Raw genomic sequence first — 22053 nt, forward strand, 5'->3', positions numbered from 1 at the left:
TGTGGCCGGAAATCAGCGGTGGCGGGGGCTCCGGATTCACTCCTTGGACAACCGGCCCGCCGCCGGCGGCGGGTCGTCCGACGGCGGGACCATGCGCTCCTCGGAGGCGAAGTGGCAGGCCGAGGGGTGGGCCGCCGGGCCGCCCGGGAGGAAGGCGGGGATCTCCAGCAGCGGGACCTCCGTCGCGCAGCGCTCCTCGGCCTTCCAGCAGCGGGTGCGGAAGCGGCAGCCCGAGGGCGGGTTGGCCGGGGAGGGGACGTCGCCGGAGAGGATGATGCGCTCGCGGCCCTCGCGGGCCAGCGGGTCGGGCACCGGGACGGCGGAGAGCAGCGCCTGGGTGTACGGGTGGGTCGGGTGGTCGTAGATCTGGCTGTCGGTGCCGATCTCGACGATCCGGCCGAGGTACATGACGCCGACCCGGTCGGAGATGTGCCGCACGATCGAGAGGTCGTGCGCGATGAACACGTAGGAGAGGCCGAACTCGTCCTGGAGGCGTTCCAGGAGGTTGATCACCTGGGCCTGGACGGAGACGTCGAGTGCGGAGACCGGCTCGTCGGCAACGATGATCTCCGGGTTGAGCGCGAGGCCGCGGGCGATGCCGATGCGCTGGCGCTGACCGCCGGAGAACTGGTGCGGGTACCGGTTGATGTACTCCGGGTTGAGGCCGACGACGTCCAGGAGCTCCTGCACCTTGCGGCGCCGGTCGCCCTTGGGCGCCGCGTCGGGGTGGATCTCGTACGGTTCGCCGATGATGTCGCCGACCGTCATGCGCGGGTTCAACGAGGTGTACGGGTCCTGGAACACCATCTGGATGTTGCGCCGGACGGCCTTGAGGGCCTTGGCCGACAGCTTGGCGAGGTCCTCGCCCTTGTACCTGATCGCACCCGCCGTGGGGCGTTCCAGGTTGACCAGCAGCTTGGCGACGGTGGACTTGCCGCAGCCCGACTCCCCCACGATGCCGAGGGTCTCGCCGGCCCGCAGGTCGAAGGAGACCCCGTCGACGGCCTTGACCGCGCCGACCTGCTTCCGGAAGAGGATCCCCTGGGTCAGCGGGTAGTGCTTGACCAGGTCGTCGACCACGAGGATGGATTCAGTGGACTCGGGCACCGAGGCACTCCTTCCAGAAGAAGCACGCACTGGCACGGTCCGGCGCGACCTCGGCCAGCGGCGGGACCTCGGCGGCGCAGACGGCCCGGGCCATCGGGCAGCGCGGGTTGAAGGCGCAGCCGGGCGGGATGGCGAGCAGGTTGGGCGGCAGGCCCTTGATGGCGTAGAGCTCCTGGCCCTTCTGGTCCAGGCGCGGGATCGAGTCGAGCAGGCCGCGGGTGTACGGGTGCGCCGGCGCGGCGTAGATCTCGTGGACGGGGGCCGACTCGACGATCCGGCCGGCGTACATGACCGCGATCTTGTCCGCGACGTCGGCGACGACCCCGAGGTCGTGGGTGATCAGGATCAGGCCCATGTGGAGCTCGCGCTGGAGCTCCGCGAGGAGGTCCATGACCTGGGCCTGGACGGTGACGTCGAGGGCGGTGGTCGGCTCGTCCGCGATGATGAGCGAGGGTTCCAGCGCCATCGCCATGGCGATCATGATGCGCTGGCGCATGCCGCCGGAGAACTGGTGCGGGTAGTCCCCCACCCGCTCCTTGGCGGCCGGGATCTTCACCCGGTCCATCAGCTCGACGGCCTTGGCCCGGGAGTCCTTGCGGGACATCCCGCGGTGGACCTCGTACATCTCGCCGAGCTGCGCGCCCACGCTGAGCACGGGGTTGAGGGAGGACAGGGCGTCCTGGAAGATCATGGCCATCTCGGCGCCGCGGATCTTCCTGCGCTCCTCCTCCTTCATCTTCAGCAGGTCTTTGCCCTTGAAGAGGATCTCGCCGCCCGTGATCCGGCCGGGCGGCATGTCGAGGATGCCCATGACGGCCTGCGCGGTGACCGATTTGCCCGAGCCGGACTCGCCGAGCACGGCGAGGGTCTCGCCCTCGTCCACCGAGTAGTTGACGCCGTTGACAGCCTTGGCGACTCCGTCGCGCGTCTTGAATTCCACGTGCAGATCGCGCACTTCGAGCAGCATGTGCGGGGCTCCTCAGCGCAGCTTGGGGTCGAGGGCGTCGCGCACCGCGTCGCCGAGCATGATGAACGCGAGCACGGTCACGCTGAGCGCGCCCGCCGGGTAGAGCAGCATGTGCGGGGCGTTGCGGATCTGGGAGGCGGCGTTGGAGATGTCGATGCCCCAGGAGACGGTCGGCGGGCGCAGGCCCACGCCGAGGAACGACAGGGTGGCTTCCAGGGCGATGTAGGTGCCGAGCGCGATGGTGGCGACGACGATGACGGGCGCGATCGCGTTGGGCGCCACGTGCCGCAGCAGCATCCGGGCGTTGCCGGCGCCGAGCGCCCGCGCGGCCTGGACGTAGTCGTTCTGCTTGGCGGTGATGACCGAGCCGCGGGCGATGCGGGCCAGTTGGGGCCAGCCCAGCAGCACGATGAAGCCGACGACCGGCCAGACGGTGGTGCTGGTGACGACGGACAGGAAGACCAGGCCGCCGAGGACGACGGGGATGCCGAAGAAGATGTCGGCGACCCGGGAGAGCAGGGAGTCGCCCCAGCCGCCGAAGAACCCGGCGAGCCCGCCGAGCGCGGAGCCGAGGAGGGCCGCGCCGAGGGTGGCGCAGATGCCCACGGTGATGGAGGCGCGGGCCCCGTAGACGGTACGGGTGTAGACGTCGCAGCCCTGGGTGTCGTAGCCGAAGGGGTGGCCCGGGGAGGAGCCCTGCTGCGATGTGGACAGGTCGCACTGGAGCGGGTCGCCGCTCGCGATGAGCTGGGGCCAGATCGAGATGACCACCAGGAAGAGGATCAGCAGCGAGGAGGCGATGAAGACGGGGTTGCGGCGCAGCTGGTGCCAGGCGTCGGACCACAGGGACCGGGCCTTCTCCTGCGGTCCCGCGGGGCCCGGCGTGCCGAGCTCCTTCTCCAGGCTCTCGGCCTCCTCCAGGGCGAGATCCATGGCCCCGCCCTGGCCGGTGGGGGCGACGGACTCGTGGGCGCCGGGTCGCAGCGGATCGTAGGCGGCGCGCTCGGGATCGGGCTCAGGCATAACGGATCCTCGGGTCCAGGACCGCGTAGAGCAGGTCGACGAGCAGGTTCGCCAGCAGGAAGACGATGACGAGGATGGTCACGAAGCCGACGACCGTCGGGGAGTTGTTGCGCAGGATGCCCTGGTAGAGCTGGTAGCCGACCCCGTGGATGTTGAAGATCCGCTCGGTGACGATGGCGCCGCCCATCAGGGCGCCGATGTCGGTGCCGATGAAGGTGACGACGGGGATCAGCGAGTTGCGCAGCAGGTGGCGGGTGATGACGCGGCGCCGGGGCAGGCCCTTGGCCACGGCGGTGCGCACGTAGTCGGCCTTGACGTTCTCGGCGATGGACGTGCGGGTCAGCCGGGTGACGTAGGCGAGGGAGACCAGTGCGAGGACGATGCCGGGCAGGATCAGCTCGCTGAAGGGGGCGTCCGGGGAGACCGTGGGCCGCACCCAGCCCCATTTGACGCCGAAGAGGAACTGGAGCAGGTAGCCGGTCACGAAGGTCGGCACGGAGATCACGACGAGGGTGAGCACGAGCACGCCGCTGTCGATGGACTTGCCGCGCTTGAGGCCGCTGATCACGCCGAGGCTGATGCCGACGACGATCTCGATGGCGATCGCGACGATCGTCAGGCGCAGGGTCACGGGGAACGCCGCGGCCATCAGCTCGGTGACCTTCTGGCCGTTGAAGGCGGTGCCGAAGTCGCCCTGGAAGATCTGGCCCATGTAGTGCAGGTACTGCTTCCACAGGGGCTGGTCGAGGTAGAGGTCCTTGCGGATGCGCGCGGCGGTGGCCGGGTCGGGGGCCTTGTCTCCGAAGAGGGCGGCGACCGGGTCACCGAGCGCGTACACCATGAAGAAGATCAGGAACGTGCTGCCGATGAACACGGGGATCATCTGGAGCAGTCGCCGGATCACATAACGTCCCATGGACTGCTCCAGGATCGATCCGCGAGAAGGGTCAGCTGACCTTGATCTGGTCGTAGACGGGGACGCTGAACTGGTTGAGCGCCACGTCCGAGATGCGCTCCGAGTGGCCGGCGCTGCCGTTCTGGTACCAGAGCGGGATCGACGGCATCTGCGCGGCGAGGATCTTCTGCGACTCCTGGAACTTGGCCGTCGCCTTGGCCGCGTCGCTCTCCCGGTTGGCCTCGTCGATGAGCTTGTCGAACTCCGGGTTGCTGAACTTGCCGTAGTTCGAGGAGGCGCCGGTGTAGTAGAGCGGCTCCAGGAAGTTCTGGATCAGCGGGTAGTCGGCCTGCCAGCCGGAGCGGAAGGGGCCGGTCAGCTTGAAGCTGCTCTGCTGGTTCCTGAAGTCGGCGAAGGTGCCGATGGGGTTGACCGTGCAGACCGGGCCCTCGCCCAGCGCGTTGTTGACGCTGTTGCAGACGGCGTCCATCCAGTCGCGGTGCGAGCCGGTGTCCACGTTGGACGTCAGCGTGACCTTGCCGCCGGGCAGTCCGCCGGCCTCCTGGATGAGCTTCTTGGCCTCGGTCGGGTTGAAGGAGCAGGCCTCGCCGCAGGCGGTGGCGGAGAAGCCGCCCTTGTCGCCGAGGGCCGGGGAGGTCCAGTCCTTGGCCGGGGTGCGGGTCTCCTTGAAGATCTGCTTGGTGATCTCGTCGCGGTTGATCGCCATCGAGATGCCGCGGCGGACCTTCTCCATGCCCTCCTTGTTCCACTGCGGGTCGTACAGCGGGAAGGTGAGGGTCTGGATGATGAGGGCCGGCTGGTTGATGTAGCGGTCGCCGAGGTCGTTCGCGACGTTCTTGAGCTGCTGCGCCGGGATGTCGTCGACCAGGTCGAGGTTGCCCGAGATCAGGTCGGTGTAGGCGGTGTTGTTGTCGGTGTAGACCTTCAGGTCCACGCCGCCGTTGACCGCCTTGTCCGCACCCGTGTAGGCGTCCCACTTGCGCAGCTTCATGCCCGTGCCCTTGGTGTACGAGTCCACCGTGTACGGGCCGTTGCCGACGGGCTTCTTCAGCCAGCCCTCGTGGTCGGTGAAGAAGGCCTTGGGCAGCGGGGAGAACGCCTGGTAGCCGAGGGTCTCGGGCCAGGTGGAGAACTTCTCCTTGAGGGCGACCGTGAAGGTCTTGGGGTCCTTGACCACCAGGCCGGACATGGTCTTGGACTTGGGGTCGCCCGTCGCGGGGTGCACGTCCGCGTAGCCGACGATGTCGGAGAAGAAGGGCGAGTTGTTCTGCTTCTTGGTGACGTCCGCGCCGTAGTTCCAGGCGTCCACGAAGGACTGGGCGGTGACGGGCTCGTCGTTGCTGAACTTCCAGCCGTCCTTCAGCGTGATCGTGAAGTTCTGGCTGTCGGTGGTCTCGATCTTCTCGGCGAGCATGTTGTTGGCCTCGCCGGTCTTCGGGTCGTAGCGCTTCAGACCCCGGAAGAGCATGTCGAGGACCTTGCCGCCCTGTACCTCGTTGGTGTTGGCGGGCTCCAGCGGGTTCTGCGGGTCACCCCACGAGGAGCTGACGATGCCCGTCTCGCCGCCTCCGCCGCTGTCGCTTCCGCCGCCGCAGGCCGTCGCCGCGAGGGCGACGGCCACCGCACAAGCGGCCCACTTGGCGTGGGTGGCTCCGCGCATGGAGTGCCTCCTACTGGATCCCAAGACTCACTTAGGGCCCAATGTCACCCTATGTGGGGTCCCGCACACTCCTGGTTGGACCGATTGCACCCTCGCGTCCCCCGCCTGTCACCCCTGCGAGTGCAATGTTGCGCCGGGTCCGCCCCGGCGGGCCTCCCCGGTCACAGCGCCAGCTCCCAGGTGACCACGGCGTAGTGCAGCGCCATGCCGTGCGCCTCGTACAGCGCGAGTGCTCCGGTCTCGTTGGCGGTGTCCACGCCGAGGCCCACCGTGGAGCGGCCGCGCGCCGCGTAGGCGGCGAAGCCGTGGCGCAGCAGGTGGCCGCCGACGCCCCGGCCGCGCGCCTCCCGGCGTACGCCGAGGTGACTGACCCAGCCCATGCTGGTGCGGTCGTCGCGGGTCAGCAGGACCCCTACGTCGCCCAGCGCGGGCAGGCTCGCGATCCACACCAGCGACCAGTCGAGGCCGCGGCCGTCGATGTGGTCCAGCCAGGGCTCGTACGGGCGGTCCACGTGGCCGAAGTGCTCGGCGAAGGTCTCCTCGATCAGGGTGTGGGCGCGGCGCCGCTCCGCCTCGTCCCCGTCGCAGGAGCGCAGGGTGAGCCCGCCGGGCGGGGCGGGCGGCGCCTGGTCCGGCTCCAGGGCGCGGGTCATCACCTGGTAGCGGCGCACGGTGCGGTAGCCGCGGCCGGGCAGCAGGTCGGCGTCGAGGGTGGACTCGACGTTGAGCTGGATGCGCAGGGAGGCGCGGGGCGCGCCGGCGGCGAGCTCGCGGGCCCGGACCTCCGTCAGCTCCAGCAGCCGGACGGCGGCCGCGCGGTGGCCCGGCAGGGCGTAGTGCTCGGCGTCGACGCGGCCGGGGCCCGAGTCCGCCCACACCAGGGCGTAGGCGACGAGCCGGCCGCCCTCGAAGGCGAGCCAGGAGTCGCGCGCGAGGTCGACGTCGGGGTGGTTCAGGTCGGCCTCGACGGCGGCGAGGTCGGTTTCCGGGCGGCCGATCTCGATCAGGTCGACGGCGTTGAGGAGACCGCAGATGGCCTCGGCGTCCGAGGGCCCGGCGGGCCGCGTGGTCAGCAGGTCGCTCATCGGACCACTCTCGGAGAGACGGGGGCGGGCCCGCAACCGGCTTTCCCCGCGCGGCGCACGCGAAGGCGCCCGGTACCGGGGTGATCCGGTACCGGGCGCCTTCGGTGCTTCGTCCGCGGGAGGTCAGACGGCCAGAACGGCCTTCTCCTCCGCGAAGTGGCACGCCGACTCGTGCGCGGCCAGGGACTTCACGCCCTGGAAGCGCTCCGGGATCGCGAGCAGCGGCTCCTCCACGGAGCACTTCTCCTCGGCCTTCCAGCAGCGGGTGCGGAAACGGCAGCCCGACGGCGGGTTGGCGGGCGACGGGACGTCACCGGTGAGGATGATCCGGTCGCGGTGCGCGCGGGCCTCCGGGTCCGGCACCGGCACCGCGGAGAGCAGTGCCTGCGTGTACGGGTGCGTCGGGTGCTCGTAGATCTGCTCGTCCGTACCGATCTCGGCCATCTTGCCGAGGTACATGACGCCGACGCGGTCCGAGATGTGCCGGACGATCGAGAGGTCGTGCGCGATGAAGATGTAGGAGAGGTTGAACTCCTCCTGCAGCTTCTCCATCAGGTTGATGACCTGGGCCTGCACCGACACGTCGAGCGCGGAGACCGGCTCGTCGCAGATGATGATCTCCGGGTTGAGCGCGAGGCCGCGGGCGATGCCGATGCGCTGGCGCTGGCCGCCGGAGAACTGGTGCGGGTACCGGTTGATGTACTCCGGGTTGAGGCCCACGACGTCCAGGAGCTCCTGGACCTTCCGCCGCCGGTCGCCCTTGGGGGCCACCTCGGGGTGGATGTCGTAGGTCTCGCCGATGATGTCGCCGACCGTCATGCGCGGGTTCAGCGAGGTGTACGGGTCCTGGAACACCATCTGGATGTTGCGGCGCACGGCCTTCAGGGCGCGGCCGGACAGCTTGGTGATGTCCTGGCCCTTGTAGAAGACCTCGCCGGCGGTGGCGCGCTCCAGGTTCATCAGCAGCTTGGCGACGGTGGACTTGCCGCAGCCGGACTCGCCGACGATGCCGAGGGTCTCGCCCCGGTACAGGTCGAAGGAGATGCCGTCGACGGCCTTGACCGCGCCGACCTGCCTCTTGAACAGGATGCCCTGGGTCAGCGGGAAGTGCTTGACCAGGCCCCGCACCTGGAGGATCGGCTCGCGCTCGGGGGCGTTCTTGGTGAGCTCAGCCATGGATCTGCTCCTTCCAGAAGTGGCACGCGCTGTGGCGACCGACCAGCTCGGTGCCGTCCTGCTCACTGACGGGCTGGAGCAGGGGGATGTCCGTCCGGCAGACGTCCTGCGCGGCGATGCAGCGCGGGTTGAACGAGCAGCCGGTGGGCAGGCGCAGCAGGTTCGGCGGCAGGCCCTTGATCGCGAAGAGCTCCTGGCCCTTCTGGTCCAGCCGCGGGATCGAGTCGAGCAGGCCGCGGGTGTACGGGTGCGCCGGGCGCTTGTAGATCTCGTGGACCGGAGCGGTCTCGACGATCCGGCCGGCGTACATGACCGCGATCTTGTCCGCGACGTCGGCGACGACGCCGAGGTCGTGGGTGATCAGGATCAGACCCATGTTGAGCTCGCGCTGGAGCTCGGCGAGGAGGTCCATGACCTGGGCCTGGACGGTGACGTCGAGGGCCGTGGTCGGCTCGTCCGCGATGATCAGGTCCGGCTCCAGCGCGATCGCCATGGCGATCATGATGCGCTGGCGCATACCGCCGGAGAAGTGGTGCGGGTAGTCGTCCACACGCTCCTTCGCCGCCGGGATCTTGACCTTGTCCATCAGCTCGATGGCCTTGAGGCGGGCTTCCTTCTTCGACAGCCCCCGGTGGACGCGGAACATCTCGCCCAGCTGGTAGCCGACGGTGAGGACCGGGTTCAGCGAGGACAGCGCGTCCTGGAAGATCATGGCGATCTTCTGGCCGCGCAGCTTGCGCCGCTCCTCGAAGCTCATCTTGAGCATGTCCTGGCCGCGGAAGAGGATCTCGCCCTGCGGGATCTTGCCGGGGGGCATGTCGAGGATGCCCATGATGGCCTGCGCCGTCACGGACTTGCCGGAGCCGGACTCGCCGAGGACGGCGAGGGTCTCGCCGGCGCTCACGCTGTAGTTGACGCCGTTGACTGCCTTGGCCACACCGTCGCGGGTGTGGAACTCGACGTGCAGGTCGCGCACTTCGAGGAGCGGCGTCTGCGGGTCCCCGTCACGCGGGGAGGGAACGCTGGAGGTGTTGTCCATGGTGATCACTTACGCCCTCCTCAGCGCAGCTTCGGGTCGAGGGCGTTGCGTACCGCTTCGCCGAGCATGATGAAGGCGAGCACGGTGACGCTGAGCATGATCGAGGGGTACAGCAGGATGTGCTGGGCCACTCGGATCTGCTGCGAACCGGCCGAGATGTCCACGCCCCACGAGATGGTCGGGGACGCGAGGCCCAGACCCAGGTAGGACAGGGTGGCCTCCGCCGCGATGTAGCCGCCGAGCGCGATCGTGGAGACCACGATCACCGGGGCCATGGCGTTCGGCAGGATGTGCCGGAACAGGATCCGGGTGGTGCTCGCGCCCAGTGCCTTCGCGGCGTGCACGTAGTCGGCCTGCTTCACGGTGATGACCGCGCCGCGCATGACGCGGTTGATCTGCGTCCAGCCGAGGAACGCCAGGGCGAAGACGACCGTCCACACCGTGCGCTCGGTGAAGGCCTGGAGGACGACCATCGCGCCGAGCAGGAAGGGGATGCCGAAGAAGATGTTGGTGATCCCCGAGATGAGCGTGTCCGTGAGGCCGCCGAAGTAGCCGGCGATCATGCCCGTGATGCCGCCGATGACGGTGACGATCGCCGTCACGCAGACGGCGACGATGATCGAGGCGCGGGTGCCGTAGATGAGGCGCGCGTAGACGCTGCGCCCCTGGCCGTCCCAGCCGAGCCAGTCGGGCGACCCGATCTTGGCGAGCTCCGGCTTGCCCAGGAAGTGGTTGACCAGGTCGCCCTTGGTGGGGTCGACGCTGGTGAACCAGCTCGGGAAGGCGGCGATCACCAGGAGGACGAGGATCAGCGCCGCGGAGACGACGAAGTACGGGTTGCGGCGCAGGTCGGCCCACGCGTCGCCCCAGAGGCTGCGTGCCTTCTCGGCCTTGGCCGGGGCGACCGGCGCACCGGGCGCCGACGGGGTCTCGGCCGTGACGGTTTCGGTCTGGGTCAGATCAGGCATACCGGATCCTCGGGTCCATGACCGCGTAGAGGAGGTCGACGAGCAGGCTGGCTATCAGGTAGACGACGACCAGGACCGTGACGACACCGACCACGGTCAGGCCTTCGCGGCGGATCACCGATTCGTAGATCAGACCGCCGACACCCTTGACGTTGAAGATGCCTTCGGTGATGACGGCTCCGCCCATGAGGGCGCCGATGTCGGTGCCCAGGAAGGTCACGACGGGGATCATCGAGTTGCGCATCAGGTGCACACCGATGACGCGGCGCTTGGGCAGGCCCTTGGCCACGGCGGTGCGGACGTAGTCGGCGCGCAGGTTCTCGGCCATCGAGGTGCGGGTCAGGCGGGCCACGTAGGCCAGCGACAGGGAGCCCAACACGACGGCCGGTGCGATCAGCTCGCCCCAGGTTTCCTTGGTGCTGACGTTCGGGTCGATCCAGCCGAGCTGGAAGGCGAACACCGACTTGACGATGAAGCCGAGCACGAAGACCGGCATCGAGATGATCAGCAGGGTCAGGATCAGGATCAGGTTGTCGACCAGCTTGCCGGCCTTGAGGCCGGCGACGATCCCGAGCGTGAGTCCCAAGACGATCTCGATGACGAACGCGAAGAGGGCCAGCCGGAGCGTGACCGGGAAGGCGCTGCCGATGACATCGATGATGTCGCGTCCGCTGCGGATCTGGGACCCGAAGTCGAAGTGGAACAGGATGCCGGTGATGTAGTTGTAGTACTGGTGCCACCACGGCAGATCCAGCCCGTGCTGGTGGCGGAGCGCCGCCAGCGTGGCGGGGTCAGTGCCCTTGTCCCCGAAGAGTCCGGCCACGGGATCGCCGGGCAGGCTGTACACCATCAAGAAGATGAGCAGGGTCGTCCCGAAGAAGACCGGGATCATCTGGAGCAGTCGTCGTGCGACATAGCGCCCCATCATGCCTCCGTAGAAGATGCGGCAGGCGCAGCCGGACGGGCCCTTTCGCCACGCACGCGCGTGACGGAATCGTCACTGCGTCGCGAAAGGGCCCCCCGGGTGGCGCTCTGCGTATAGGCCCGGATGTGGGCCGGCTCCCCGCCGGCCCACATCCGTCGAAAGGAATTACGCGGTAGGACTTACTTCTTGACCTCGACCAGGTCGAGGATCGGGTCGCCGTCCTGGGCGTACTTCACGTTCTGGACCTTCTCGGAGAAGCCCGCGTTGACCTTGTAGTACCAGAGCGGGATCGACGGCATGTAGTTGACGAGGTCCTTCTCGATGGCCTGGTAGGCCTTCACGGACTCGTCGAGGCTCGGGGCCGTGTCGGCCGCGGCGATCTTCGCGTCGAGCTCAGGGCTGGTGAAGCCACCCTGGTTGCCACCGGCGCCCGTACGGAACAGGTCGCTGATGAAGTTGGCGTTCACCGGGTAGTCGAGCACCCAGCCGGAGCGGTAGAACGACTTGACCTGCTTGGACTTGCGGGCCTGGAGGTCGGCCTGGAAGTCCGGCTTGGCGTCACCGGTGCACTTGACGCCCGTGGCCGAGGTGATGCTGCCGCAGACAGCCTCGACCCACTCCTTGTGACCGCCGTCCGAGTTGAACTGGATGGTGATCTCGTTGTTCGGGACGCCGCCGCCCTCGGCGATGAGGGCCTTGGCCTTCGCCGGGTCGAACTTGGCGACGTCACCGGAACCGTCGGCCGTGTAGCCGAGGACGCCCTTGGCGACCCAGCCCGTGGCGGGGTCACGGGTGCCCTGGAGCACGGTCTTGGTGATGGTGGCGCGGTCGATCGCCATCGACAGGCCCTGGATGACCTTCGGGTTGACCGGCTTCGGGGTCTTCCACTGGTCGGCGTAGAACGCGACGGCCAGCGTCTGGATCGCCGAGTACGGCTGGTCCACCGCGCGGTCACCGAGGTCGCCACGGTAGACCGGGAGGTCCTTCGGGCCGATCTGGCGCAGCACGTCGACGTTGCCGGACTTCAGGTCCTCGTAGGCGGTCTCGAGGGTGGAGTAGTTCTTGAGAATCACGCCACCGTTCTTCGCCTTGTCCGCGCCCTTGTAGTCGTCGAAGCGCGTGAGCTCGATCTGCTTCTTGTGCTCCCACGACTTGAACTTGTACGGGCCGTTGCCGACCGGCTTCTCACCGGCGGCCGCGGGGTCCTTGTAGAAGGACTCGGGCAGCGGGGAGAAGACCTCGTAGCCGAGCTTGTACCCGAAGTACGGGACCGCGTTGGCGAGCTCGATGGTGAAGGTGTTCTCGTCGACGACCTTCAGGCCCTCGAGCGCCTCGGCGGTGGGCTTGGCGCCCTCGGCCTCGGGGTGCAGGGCCTCGAAGCCCTTGATGTCCGCGTACCAGGACGCGTTGCCCTGCTTGTTGTTGATGTTCGCGGCCCAGTTCCACGCCTTGACGTAGGACTCGGCGGTCACCTTGGTGCCGTCGTGGAACGTCCAGCCCGGCTTGAGCTTGACGGTCCAGAGCTTGCTGTCCTTGGACTCGACCGACTCGGCGTTCACCATGACGAGCTTGCCGTCGGCGTCGTAGTCGACGAGCTGCGAGAACAGACCCGACATGACGATCGAGCCGTTGGACTCCATCGTGTCGGCCGGGTGCAGGAGCTTCTCCGGCTCGCCCACCTCGACCGAGTAGATGCCGTTCGGATCAACGTCACCCTTGCCGGCGTTGTCACCCTTATCGGCGCCACCACCACAGGCAGTCGCTGCCAGGGCGACGACAATCGCGCCCGCTACCCACTTGGCGCTCTTGGCACCGCGCATGGGTTTCCTCCTCATGAGTCCACTGTCTGATGTGAAGGACCCGAGTGCGTTTCGCCGACACCCCTGACGGCGATAAGGACCCGGTGTCCCGAGTGTGCTCGTGAGTCGACGCTCCCCACAGCGTGTGACCCATTGACCCGAGCTCAATGGAGCCATCCTCGGGGACGCCCTGACCGTAAACCACACTTAAGTGGTCTCGTTTTCACAACATCGCACTACGGCTAAAACCCGAAATCCGGACAAACGGATAGGAGACAGACATGAACGAAACGGACTGTTAGCACTTCTTCCGGAGTGTCACGGTCGGTATGCGGACACCGCGGACACCGGATCGAAACAATCCGCTTGACAAAAGCGAACAGCCCCTCCCGTCACGTTCACCGTGACGGGAGGGGCTGTTCACAAAAGCCCGCAGCGGGCAGGACCCAAGTGTGACCTAGGTCCTACGCGACTACTTGCCGGACTTGGCGCGCGACGCGGTGCGCGAGCGGTCCTTCTGGTCCAGGACGACCTTGCGGATGCGGACGGCCTCGGGGGTCACCTCGACGCACTCGTCGTCGCGGCAGAACTCCAGGGACTGCTCCAGGGAGAGCCTGCGCGGCGGCACCACGTTCTCGGTGTTGTCCGCGGAAGCCGCACGCATGTTGGTGAGCTTCTTCTCCTTGGTGATGTTCACGTCCATGTCGTCGGCGCGCGAGTTCTCGCCGATGATCATGCCCTCGTACACCTCGGTGCCGGGCTCGGTGAACAGGACACCGCGCTCCTGCAGGTTGATCATCGCGAACGGCGTGACCGAACCCGAGCGGTCGGCGACCAGCGAACCGTTGTTGCGGGTCACCAGCGGGCCGAACCACGGCTCCAGACCCTCGTGGATCGAGTGGGCGATGCCCGTACCGCGCGTACCGGTCAGGAACTCGGTACGGAAGCCGATGAGGCCGCGCGACGGGACGACGAACTCCATGCGGACCCAGCCGGAGCCGTGGTTCGACATGTTGTCCATGCGGCCCTTGCGGACGCCCATGAGCTGCGTGACCGCGCCCATGTGCTCCTCGGGGACGTCGACCGTCATGCGCTCGACCGGCTCGTGCACCTTGCCGTTGATCTCCTGCGTGACGACCTGCGGCTTGCCGATCGTCAGCTCGAAGCCCTCGCGGCGCATCTGCTCGACCAGGATGGCGAGCGCGAGCTCACCACGGCCCTGGACCTCCCAGGCGTCGGGACGCTCGGTCTCGAGGACGCGGAGCGAGACGTTGCCGACCAGCTCGCGGTCCAGACGGTCCTTGACCTGGCGGGCGGTGACCTTGCGGTCCTTGACCGCGGACTTGGCGTCCGCGCCCTTGCCGCTGCCGCCGCGGCCGACCATCGGGGAGGTGTTCGTACCGATGGTCATCGAGATCGCCGGCTCGTCGACCGAGATCAGCGGGAGCGCGATCGGGTTCTCCGGGTCGGCCAGGGTCTCGCCGATCATGATGTCGGGGAAACCGGCGACCGCGCAGATGTCACCCGGGCCCGCCACCTCGGCCGGCTTGCGGGTGAGCGCCTCGGTCATCATCAGCTCGGTGATGCGGACGTTGGAGATCGTGCCGTCACGCTTGATCCACGCGACGGTCTGGCCCTTGCGGAGCTCGCCCTGCTCGACGCGGACGAGCGCGATGCGGCCGAGGAAGTTGTCGGCGTCCAGGTTGGTGACGTGGGCCTGGAGGGGCGCCTCGTCGTCGTACACCGGGGCCGGCACGTGGGCCAGGATGGTGGAGAAGAACGGCTCCAGGCTGTCGCTGTCCGGGGGGACGGTGCCGTCCGCCGGCTTGGTCAGCGAGGCGACGCCGTCACGGCCGCAGGCGTAGACGATCGGGAACTCGATCTGCTCCTCGTCCGCGTCCAGGTCGAGGAAGAGGTCGTACGTCTCGTTGACGACCTCGTCGATCCGGGAGTCCGGACGGTCCGTCTTGTTGATGCAGAGGATGACCGGCAGCTTCTGCTGCAGGGCCTTGCGCAGGACGAAGCGGGTCTGGGGCAGGGGACCCTCGGAGGCGTCCACCAGCAGGACGACGGCGTCCACCATCGACAGACCGCGCTCGACCTCACCACCGAAGTCGGCGTGGCCGGGGGTGTCGATGATGTTGATCGTGATGGGCGCCCCGCCGTCCTTGGGGTGGTACTTCACCGCCGTGTTCTTGGCGAGGATCGTGATGCCCTTCTCACGCTCCAGGTCGTTCGAGTCCATCATGCGGTCGTCGAGGTGCTGGTGGGCGGCGAAGGCACCGGCCTGCTTGAGCATGGCATCGACGATGGTCGTCTTGCCATGGTCGACGTGGGCGACGATGGCGACGTTACGGATGTCGTGGCGCGTGGGCACTTCGGCGCTTCTCCCGGGATCGTGGATGGCGACGCGTACGGTCCGGCACGCGAGCCTCGACCGGGCGGAAAACCTGCCACGGCCTTACCCCATCGTACGCCGGATGGCGGGAACCGCCTGCCGGGGGGTCTGTCAAGAGGCCGGACGACTGAGCGGGGCCGAGGGTTGGGTGGGGGGCCTCGGCCCTGGGTGATGCCTGAAAACACGCGGGTCAACGGCCTGGTCAATGGGTACGGCACGACCTTGCCCGCCGGTCATCCGGCGGGCAAGGGACTTGAGTCACATCTGAGCTTGCGGACTTCGGATCAACCCGTGATGCACCTCTTCGTCATCACTTCTTCTTCTCGTCCTTGCCCTTCGCCGCCGCCGGCTTCTTCCAGCCGATGTCCTGGTAGCGGGGGGCACCGAGGCCGAAGGCGCCCGCGTTGGCCAGGCCCGGCTTCACGGCGACCAGCTCGGGGCGCTGGTAGAGGGGGATGGAGCCGGCCGTGGCCCAGATCCGGGCGTCCGCCTTGCGCATCAGGTCGCGGGCCTGCTCCTCGTCCAGCTCGCCGGCCGCCTGGTCGAAGAGCTGGTCGATGTGGTCGGTGCCGACCCGGGTGTAGTTCTGCTCGACCAGCAGCGAGCCGTCGGCGGCCGGCTCCGGCTTGGCGAAGATCGGCCGGGCGTCGGTGGCGGGGTAGGCGGTCGCGGGCCAGGAGTAGAGGGCCAGGTCGTACTGGCCCGAGGCGATGTGGTCCTTGAAGAAGCTCTCGTCGGCCACCTTGGTCAGCTCCGTCTGCACGCCGACCTTGTGGAGCATCTGGGCGATCCGCTCGCCGACCGTGCGCAGGGCCTCCGAGCCCGGACCGGACGGCAGGACGAAGCGCAGGCTCAGGGCCTTGCCGTCCTTGGCCAGCATGCTGCCGGAGTTGCGCACGGCCTGCTTGGCGGGGGCCGGGGCCGGGCTGGCCTTGGTCCCGTCGGCGTCCTCGCCGACGGCCTCGGCGTCCAGGGCCGGGCTGCGCTTGGCGTCGTCCACGGCGTCGGCCTGGGCGCGCAGGAACTGCTCCTGGCCGGCCGCGAAGGGGCCCGGGGCGAGCACCGGGGAGGGCTGGGTCCCGGCGGCGAAGGCGTCGGCGTCGACGATCTCCCCGTCCTGGCCGTACGCGCCTTCGGACAGCGGGATGCCGGCCGGGTCCTCGGGGCCCTCGGGGCGGTGGTCGGGGTGGTCGGCCTTCACCCGCGCCCCGGCCGCGGCCGCCGGCTTGTCGTCGGCCCGGCCGTCGCCGTTGCGCTCGTCGTCCTGGCCGACGATGTAGAGGCCGTCGTTGCCGGTGCCCGGGCCCGACGGGGTCTTGCCGTCGTCCGTCTCCTGGGCGGCCTCCGGGCCCGCCTTGGCGCCGGCGGGCTCGGTGAGCTTGCCGCCCCGGCGCCAGCCGGCGTCCGCGAGCAGGGCCTGCGAGGCCTGGGTGTCCTGGCCGCCGAGGGCGTCGCTGTTGTCGGCGTACGCCTGCTGCCCGGCCAGCGCCAGGTGGCTGCCGACCGGCTTCGCGGGCAGGCCCAGCGGCTTGAGGACGATGTCGGCGAGCGCCTGGCGGTCCAGGGCCCGGGCCACGGCGCGGCGCACGCGCTCGTCGGCGAGCGGGCCGGTGGCCCCGTTCATCGCGAGCTGGGTGTAGGCGGGCTCCAGGGACTTGCGGACGGTGAAGGAGCGCAGGGCGCTCTGCTCATCGGTGTAGCGCTTGACCGCCTCCGCCTGCTTCTGGCGGCTCTCCTGCGCCTCCTTCGCCTTGGCCTCGTCCGCGCCGAAGGCCAGCGCCCACGACAGGGTGGCCTGCGCGGCGGTCACCGAGGCGGCCGGCCCGTGGGCCCCGCCCGACTTCGCGGATTCCCGGCGGGCCAGGGCGATCCGGTCGGCGCCGGTGCGGTCGATCTCGGCCATGTCGAGCTTGCCGGCGGCCAGCGCGGCCGGCCGCTGCGCCCGGGGCACGGCGGTGAGCACCAGGGTGTCGAGCTTGGCGGGGCGGCCCCACCAGCGCGGGTTGCGGGTCAGGGCGGCCGTGCCGGTCTTCTTGTCGATGGCGCCCAGCGCGAAGGGGCCGGCGGTCACCTTGAGGGTGCCCCGGGCGCCCTCGTTGAAGGCTTCCGGGGTGCCCGTGACCTGCTTGGGGTAGAGGGGCGAGAAGAGGGAGCGCCAGTCCGCGTACGGCTTGACGAAGGTGACCTTGACCTCCAGGTCCGTCTTGCCGCGCTCGATCTTCTCGATCCGGTCGTAGCCGGCGTTGCGCGCCGTCCAGTACGCGGAGTCCTTGCCGTTCAGGGCCCGCCACTGGGCGACGAAGTCGGCGGCGCCGACCTCGCGGCCGTCGCTCCAGACGGCCTGCTGGTTCAGCTTGTACAGGACGACCTGCTTGGGCTCCCGCTCGACTACCTCGGCCTTCTCCAGGTAGTCGGGATTGGCCACCGGGCGTCCCTTGCCGTCCAGCACGAAGAGCTGGGGCAGCACCGCTCCGGCGATCCGGTTGGTGGTGGCGTCCGCGTCGGCCTGGAAGGTGTTGAGGGTGCCGGGCAGGGCGTCCACGGCCCAGCGCAGCACCCCGCCGTCGGCGACCTTGTCGCGGGCGGTCGTCGCGATGTCCTGCCCGGCCGCTGCCGGGCCGCCCTCGTCGTCACCCGCGCCGCAGCCCGCGAGCAGCGGCAGTGCAAGAACTCCCGAGGTCAGGAGCGCCAAGGACCTGCGCCTTCTCTGGGACATGGGTGGTACCTCCGGGGCGGGGCGTGAGGGGGGAGAGCCGTGAGAAGGAGGGGGCCTTGATCACGTTCGGCGGTATATGGAGCTGATCACACTGGGTGCCGAAACCCACTGAAATCGACACCCCGCCATACCCGCCGCAGGGGACCCTCGCCACGCCGCGAACCCCACCCGTGCGGACCAATCCGGCTTGCCTTCCGGACGAGCGTTCCCCCGTAAGAGGGATGAAAATGGGGTCAGGGAGGGGCGCACAGTTCGCGCCTGCGCGCCCGCAATAGCTGCACGTCCCTTCACAAGGGGGGACGGGAGGCGCGACACTCGCAGGCGCACATGAGCGTTGCCACCGCACCCAGCGGAAGTGAGGGCAAGTCATGTCCCTGCAAGACGATTTGACCGCCGTACGGCGCAACCTGAACGAGCTGGTCCGCTCGGTCGAGCGGCTCGAGAAGGACGTCGCCCGGCAGGCACCGGCCGCCCCCAGGCCTTCGGGCGAGGGCGGAATGGTCATCGTCCCGGACACCCCGTACGACAGCTCGCTGTGGACGGACTCCGACGACGAGGGTCTCGGCGCCCGCGACCGCCGCGCTCCCTGACCTACGCTCCGCGCACACCCCACCGGACCCGGCCACCCGCAGCGACGGCGGCCGGGTCTCCTGGGCCACCCCTCATCACTCCACCCGGAGTCCCCCTTGGCCACAGGCACCCAACCACCATCACAGCGGCCCGGCGGCGTCCACGGCGCCTCGCGGGCCGCGATCGCAGCCCGGCACCTGCGGACCGACCGGTGGTGGCTCAGCCCCGCCGGCACCGCGGCCGGGCTGCTCGCCTTCATCGTCTACTCGACCTGGCGGGCCTTCGCCAACGCCGACTACTACGCGGCGCCGTACGTCTCGCCCTTCTACTCCCCGTGTCTCGCGGAGAACTGCCAGGAGATGCGCGGCGGCCCGAACCTGGACCTCTTCGGCAGCTGGTGGGGCCTGTCCCCCGCCCTGCTGATCCTGATCTTCCCGCTCGGCTTCCGGCTGACCTGCTACTACTACCGCAAGGCCTACTACCGGGGCTTCTGGGCCTCGCCGCCCGCCTGCGCCGTCGCCGAGCCGCACGCCTCGTACAGCGGTGAGACCCGCTTCCCGCTGGTCTTCCAGAACATGCACCGCTACTTCTTCTACGCGGCGGTGCCGGTCGCGGGCATCCTGACCTACGACACCGTGCTGACCTTCCGCGACGAGCAGTACGAGTGGGGCCACATGGGCCTCGGGACGCTCCTGTTCCTCGTCAACATCGGGCTGATCTGGGCCTACACACTGTCCTGCCACTCCTGCCGGCACATCATGGGCGGCCGCCTCAAGCACTTCTCCAAGCACCCGGTGCGCTACCGCCTGTGGGGCTGGATCAGCCGCCTCAACTCCCTTCACATGCAGCTCGCGTGGGCCTCGCTGATCAGCGTCGCCGCCTGCGACTTCTACGTGTACCTGCTGGCCAGCGGCGCCTTCGACGACCCAAGGATCTTTTGAGATGGCTCAAGTGGAACGGCAGCAGTGGGACGTGGTCGTGGTCGGCGCGGGCGGCGCCGGGCTGCGGGCCGCGATCGAGGCCCGGGAGCGCGGCGCCCGTACGGCCGTGATCTGCAAGTCCCTCTTCGGCAAGGCCCACACCGTGATGGCGGAGGGCGGCATCGCCGCCTCCATGGGCAACGTCAACGACGGCGACAACTGGCAGGTGCACTTCCGCGACACCATGCGCGGCGGCAAGTTCCTCAACCAGTGGCGGATGGCGGAGCTGCACGCCAAGGAGGCCCCGGACCGGGTCTGGGAGCTGGAGACCTGGGGCGCGCTCTTCGACCGGACGCCCGACGGGAAGATCTCGCAGCGCAACTTCGGCGGGCACGAGTACCCGCGCCTCGCGCACGTCGGCGACCGGACCGGCCTGGAACTGATCCGCACCCTCCAGCAGAAGATCGTCCAACTGCAGCAGGAGGACTTCAAGGAGTTCGGGGACTACGAGGCCCGGCTCAAGGTCTTCCAGGAGTGCACGGTCACCCGAGTTTTGAAGGACGACAGCCCGAAGGACGACAGCCCGAAGGGCGGGGGCCGGGTTTCGGGGGCCTTCTGCTACGAGCGCGAGACCGGGCGGTTCTTCGTCCTGGAGGCCCCGGCGGTCGTGCTGGCCACGGGCGGCATCGGCAAGTCCTTCAAGACCACGTCCAACTCGTGGGAGTACACCGGCGACGGCCACGCGCTGGCGCTGCTCGCCGGAGCGCCCCTGCTGAACATGGAGTTCGTGCAGTTCCACCCGACCGGCATGGTCTGGCCGCCCTCCGTGAAGGGCATCCTCGTGACCGAGTCGGTGCGCGGCGACGGCGGGGTGCTGCGCAACAGCGAGGGCAAGCGGTTCATGTTCGACTACATCCCGGACGTCTTCAAGGAGAAGTACGCGCAGTCCGAAGCGGAGGGCGACCGCTGGTACGAGGACCCGGACCACAACCGGCGCCCGCCCGAGCTGCTCCCCCGCGACGAGGTGGCCCGCGCCATCAACTCCGAGGTCAAGGCGGGGCGCGGGTCCCCGCACGGCGGGGTCTTCCTGGACGTGTCCACCCGGATGCCGGCCGAGAAGATCAAGCGGCGGCTCCCGTCGATGTACCACCAGTTCAAGGAGCTGGCGGACGTGGACATCACCGCCGAGCCGATGGAGGTCGGCCCGACCTGCCACTACGTGATGGGCGGCATCGCGGTCGACTCCGACACCGCCGCCACCGTCGGGGTGCCCGGGCTCTTCGCCGCCGGTGAGGTGGCGGGCGGCATGCACGGCTCGAACCGGCTCGGCGGGAACTCCCTCTCCGACCTGCTGGTCTTCGGCCGCCGGGCCGGACTGCACGCCGCCGGGTACGCGGCCGCCGAGGCCGGCCGGCTGCCGGTCGTGGACCAGGCCCGGGTGGACGAGGCGGCCGCGGAGGCGCTGGCTCCGTTCCATGCCGCCGAGGGCGCGGAGAACCCGTACACCCTGCACCAGGAGCTCCAGACGGCCATGAACGACCTCGTCGGCATCATCCGCCGCGAGGGCGAGATGGCCGAGGCGCTGGAGCGGCTCGCGGCCCTGCGCGTACGGGCCTCTCGCGCCGGGGTCGAGGGGCACCGGCAGTTCAACCCGGGCTGGCACCTGGCGCTCGACCTGCGGAACATGCTGCTGGTCAGCGAATGCGTGGCCCGCGCGGCCCTGGAGCGCACCGAGAGCCGGGGCGGGCACACCCGCGAGGACTGCCCGGCGATGGAGCGGTCCTGGCGGCCGGTGAACCTGCTGTGCCGGCCGGTGGAGCCCGCGCCCGAGGACCCTGCCGCGGACCGGATCGAGCTGACCCGGGTGCGCACCGAACCCATCCGATCCGACCTGCTCGCGCTCTTCGAGAAGGAAGAGCTGGTCAAGTACCTCGCCGAAGAGGAGCTCTACGAGTGACTACCTACGATGCCGCGTTCCGGATCTGGCGGGGCGACGCGGAGGGCGGCGAGCTGCGGGACTTCACCGTGGAGGTGAACGACGGGGAGGTGGTCCTGGACATCGTCCACCGGCTGCAGGCGACCCAGGCCTCCGACCTCGCGGTGCGGTGGAACTGCAAGGCGGGCAAATGCGGTTCGTGCAGCGCGGAGGTCAACGGGCGGCCGCGGCTGATGTGCATGACGCGCATGTCGACCTTCTCCCGCGAGGAGACGATCACGGTGACCCCGCTGCGAGCCTTCCCGATCGTCCGCGACCTGGTGACGGACGTGTCCTTCAACTACCGGAAGGCGCGGGAGGTACCGGCGTTCGTTCCGCCGGCCGGGGTCGCGCCGGGTGAGTACCGGATGCAGCAGATGGACGTGGAGCGCTCGCAGGAGTTCAGGAAGTGCATCGAGTGCTTCCTGTGCCAGGACACCTGCCACGTGGTGCGCGACCACGAGGAGAACAAGACCGCCTTCGCCGGACCCCGCTTCCTGATGCGGGTGGCGGAGCTGGACATGCATCCGCTGGACGCGGCGGCCGAGGCGGGCCTGGACCGCAAGCGGACGGCCCAGGAGGAGCACGGGCTCGGCTACTGCAACATCACCAAGTGCTGCACGGAGGTCTGCCCCGAGGGGATCAAGATCACCGACAACGCCCTGATCCCGCTGAAGGAGCGGGCCGTGGACCGCAAGTACGACCCGCTCGTGTGGCTGGGGAACAAGATCGGACGCCGTTCCGGTCGATAGCCGCCCCCAGTCGTTCACTTGGCAGGACAGAATGCCCCCTGAGCAACGTCGTTGACG

General features: G+C 69.0%; 17 protein-coding genes. 4 read left to right on the forward strand and 13 right to left on the reverse strand.

The annotated features are described in order from the left end of the window. Nucleotides 1-36: 36 nt before the first annotated feature. From DRB96_RS18145 to DRB96_RS18205, 13 genes are all read right to left on the reverse strand, one after another. Entirely contained in the window at nt 37-1107 is a 1071-nt protein-coding gene (locus DRB96_RS18145; RefSeq protein WP_112449411.1) for a dipeptide ABC transporter ATP-binding protein, read from the reverse strand. Beyond that, on the reverse strand, nt 1091-2074 hold the full coding sequence (locus DRB96_RS18150; protein ID WP_112449412.1) for an ABC transporter ATP-binding protein: 984 nt from the start codon (nt 2072-2074) through the stop codon (nt 1091-1093). The genes DRB96_RS18145 and DRB96_RS18150 overlap by 17 nt, the downstream gene beginning before the upstream one ends. A 12-nt stretch (nt 2075-2086) precedes the next feature. Further along, nucleotides 2087-3097: an ABC transporter permease gene (locus tag DRB96_RS18155; protein ID WP_112449413.1), complete on the reverse strand. Its 1011-nt coding sequence runs from the start codon at nt 3095-3097 to the stop codon at nt 2087-2089. After that, nucleotides 3090-4013, reverse strand: coding sequence for an ABC transporter permease (locus DRB96_RS18160; protein ID WP_112449414.1), 924 nt, complete (start codon nt 4011-4013; stop codon nt 3090-3092). The genes DRB96_RS18155 and DRB96_RS18160 overlap by 8 nt, the downstream gene beginning before the upstream one ends. A gap of 31 nt (nt 4014-4044) precedes the next feature. Further along, nucleotides 4045-5673 carry an ABC transporter substrate-binding protein gene (locus tag DRB96_RS18165; RefSeq protein ID WP_112449415.1) on the reverse strand — a complete coding sequence of 543 codons (1629 nt, stop codon included), beginning with the start codon at nt 5671-5673 and terminating at the stop codon, nt 4045-4047. A gap of 161 nt (nt 5674-5834) precedes the next feature. Further along, complete coding sequence (locus DRB96_RS18170) at nt 5835-6758, reverse strand: GNAT family N-acetyltransferase (protein ID WP_112449416.1); 924 nt, start codon at nt 6756-6758, stop codon at nt 5835-5837. A gap of 123 nt (nt 6759-6881) precedes the next feature. Next, nucleotides 6882-7934: a dipeptide ABC transporter ATP-binding protein gene (locus DRB96_RS18175; protein ID WP_112449417.1), complete on the reverse strand. Its 1053-nt coding sequence runs from the start codon at nt 7932-7934 to the stop codon at nt 6882-6884. Next, nucleotides 7927-8982, reverse strand: a complete 1056-nt coding sequence (locus DRB96_RS18180; RefSeq protein WP_112449418.1) for an ABC transporter ATP-binding protein — start codon at nt 8980-8982, stop codon at nt 7927-7929. The genes DRB96_RS18175 and DRB96_RS18180 overlap by 8 nt, the downstream gene beginning before the upstream one ends. Nucleotides 8983-8993: 11 nt before the next feature. Further along, on the reverse strand, nt 8994-9941 hold the full coding sequence (locus DRB96_RS18185; RefSeq protein ID WP_112449419.1) for an ABC transporter permease: 948 nt from the start codon (nt 9939-9941) through the stop codon (nt 8994-8996). After that, on the reverse strand, nt 9934-10866 hold the full coding sequence (locus DRB96_RS18190) for an ABC transporter permease (protein ID WP_112449420.1): 933 nt from the start codon (nt 10864-10866) through the stop codon (nt 9934-9936). The genes DRB96_RS18185 and DRB96_RS18190 overlap by 8 nt, the downstream gene beginning before the upstream one ends. Nucleotides 10867-11045: 179 nt before the next feature. Next, entirely contained in the window at nt 11046-12686 is a 1641-nt protein-coding gene (locus tag DRB96_RS18195; protein ID WP_112449421.1) for an ABC transporter substrate-binding protein, read from the reverse strand. Between the two features lie 451 nt (nt 12687-13137). Then, entirely contained in the window at nt 13138-15042 is a 1905-nt protein-coding gene (typA, locus tag DRB96_RS18200) for a translational GTPase TypA (protein ID WP_112449422.1), read from the reverse strand. Nucleotides 15043-15373: 331 nt separating this feature from the next. Further along, a complete protein-coding gene (locus tag DRB96_RS18205) occupies nt 15374-17779 on the reverse strand; it encodes an ABC transporter family substrate-binding protein (protein ID WP_112449423.1) in 2406 nt (801 codons plus the stop codon). Nucleotides 17780-18147: 368 nt separating this feature from the next. On the opposite strand from DRB96_RS18205, the gene DRB96_RS18210 reads away from it, so the two are divergent. The 4 genes from DRB96_RS18210 to DRB96_RS18225 all read left to right on the forward strand — a co-directional run bounded on the left by DRB96_RS18210 (nt 18148) and on the right by DRB96_RS18225 (nt 21996). Beyond that, on the forward strand, nt 18148-18369 hold the full coding sequence (locus DRB96_RS18210) for a hypothetical protein (protein WP_112449424.1): 222 nt from the start codon (nt 18148-18150) through the stop codon (nt 18367-18369). Between the two features lie 96 nt (nt 18370-18465). Further along, nucleotides 18466-19290, forward strand: coding sequence for a hypothetical protein (locus DRB96_RS18215; protein ID WP_112449425.1), 825 nt, complete (start codon nt 18466-18468; stop codon nt 19288-19290). Between the two features lies 1 nt (nt 19291). Next, complete coding sequence (locus DRB96_RS18220; protein ID WP_112449426.1) at nt 19292-21226, forward strand: fumarate reductase/succinate dehydrogenase flavoprotein subunit; 1935 nt, start codon at nt 19292-19294, stop codon at nt 21224-21226. Further along, nucleotides 21223-21996, forward strand: a complete 774-nt coding sequence (locus DRB96_RS18225) for a succinate dehydrogenase/fumarate reductase iron-sulfur subunit (protein ID WP_112449427.1) — start codon at nt 21223-21225, stop codon at nt 21994-21996. Before DRB96_RS18220 ends, DRB96_RS18225 begins: the two co-directional genes overlap by 4 nt. Nucleotides 21997-22053 lie beyond the last annotated feature (57 nt).

Origin of the sequence: Streptomyces sp. ICC1, assembly GCF_003287935.1 — a bacterium.
GTDB classification, from domain to species: domain Bacteria; phylum Actinomycetota; class Actinomycetes; order Streptomycetales; family Streptomycetaceae; genus Streptomyces; species Streptomyces tritrimontium.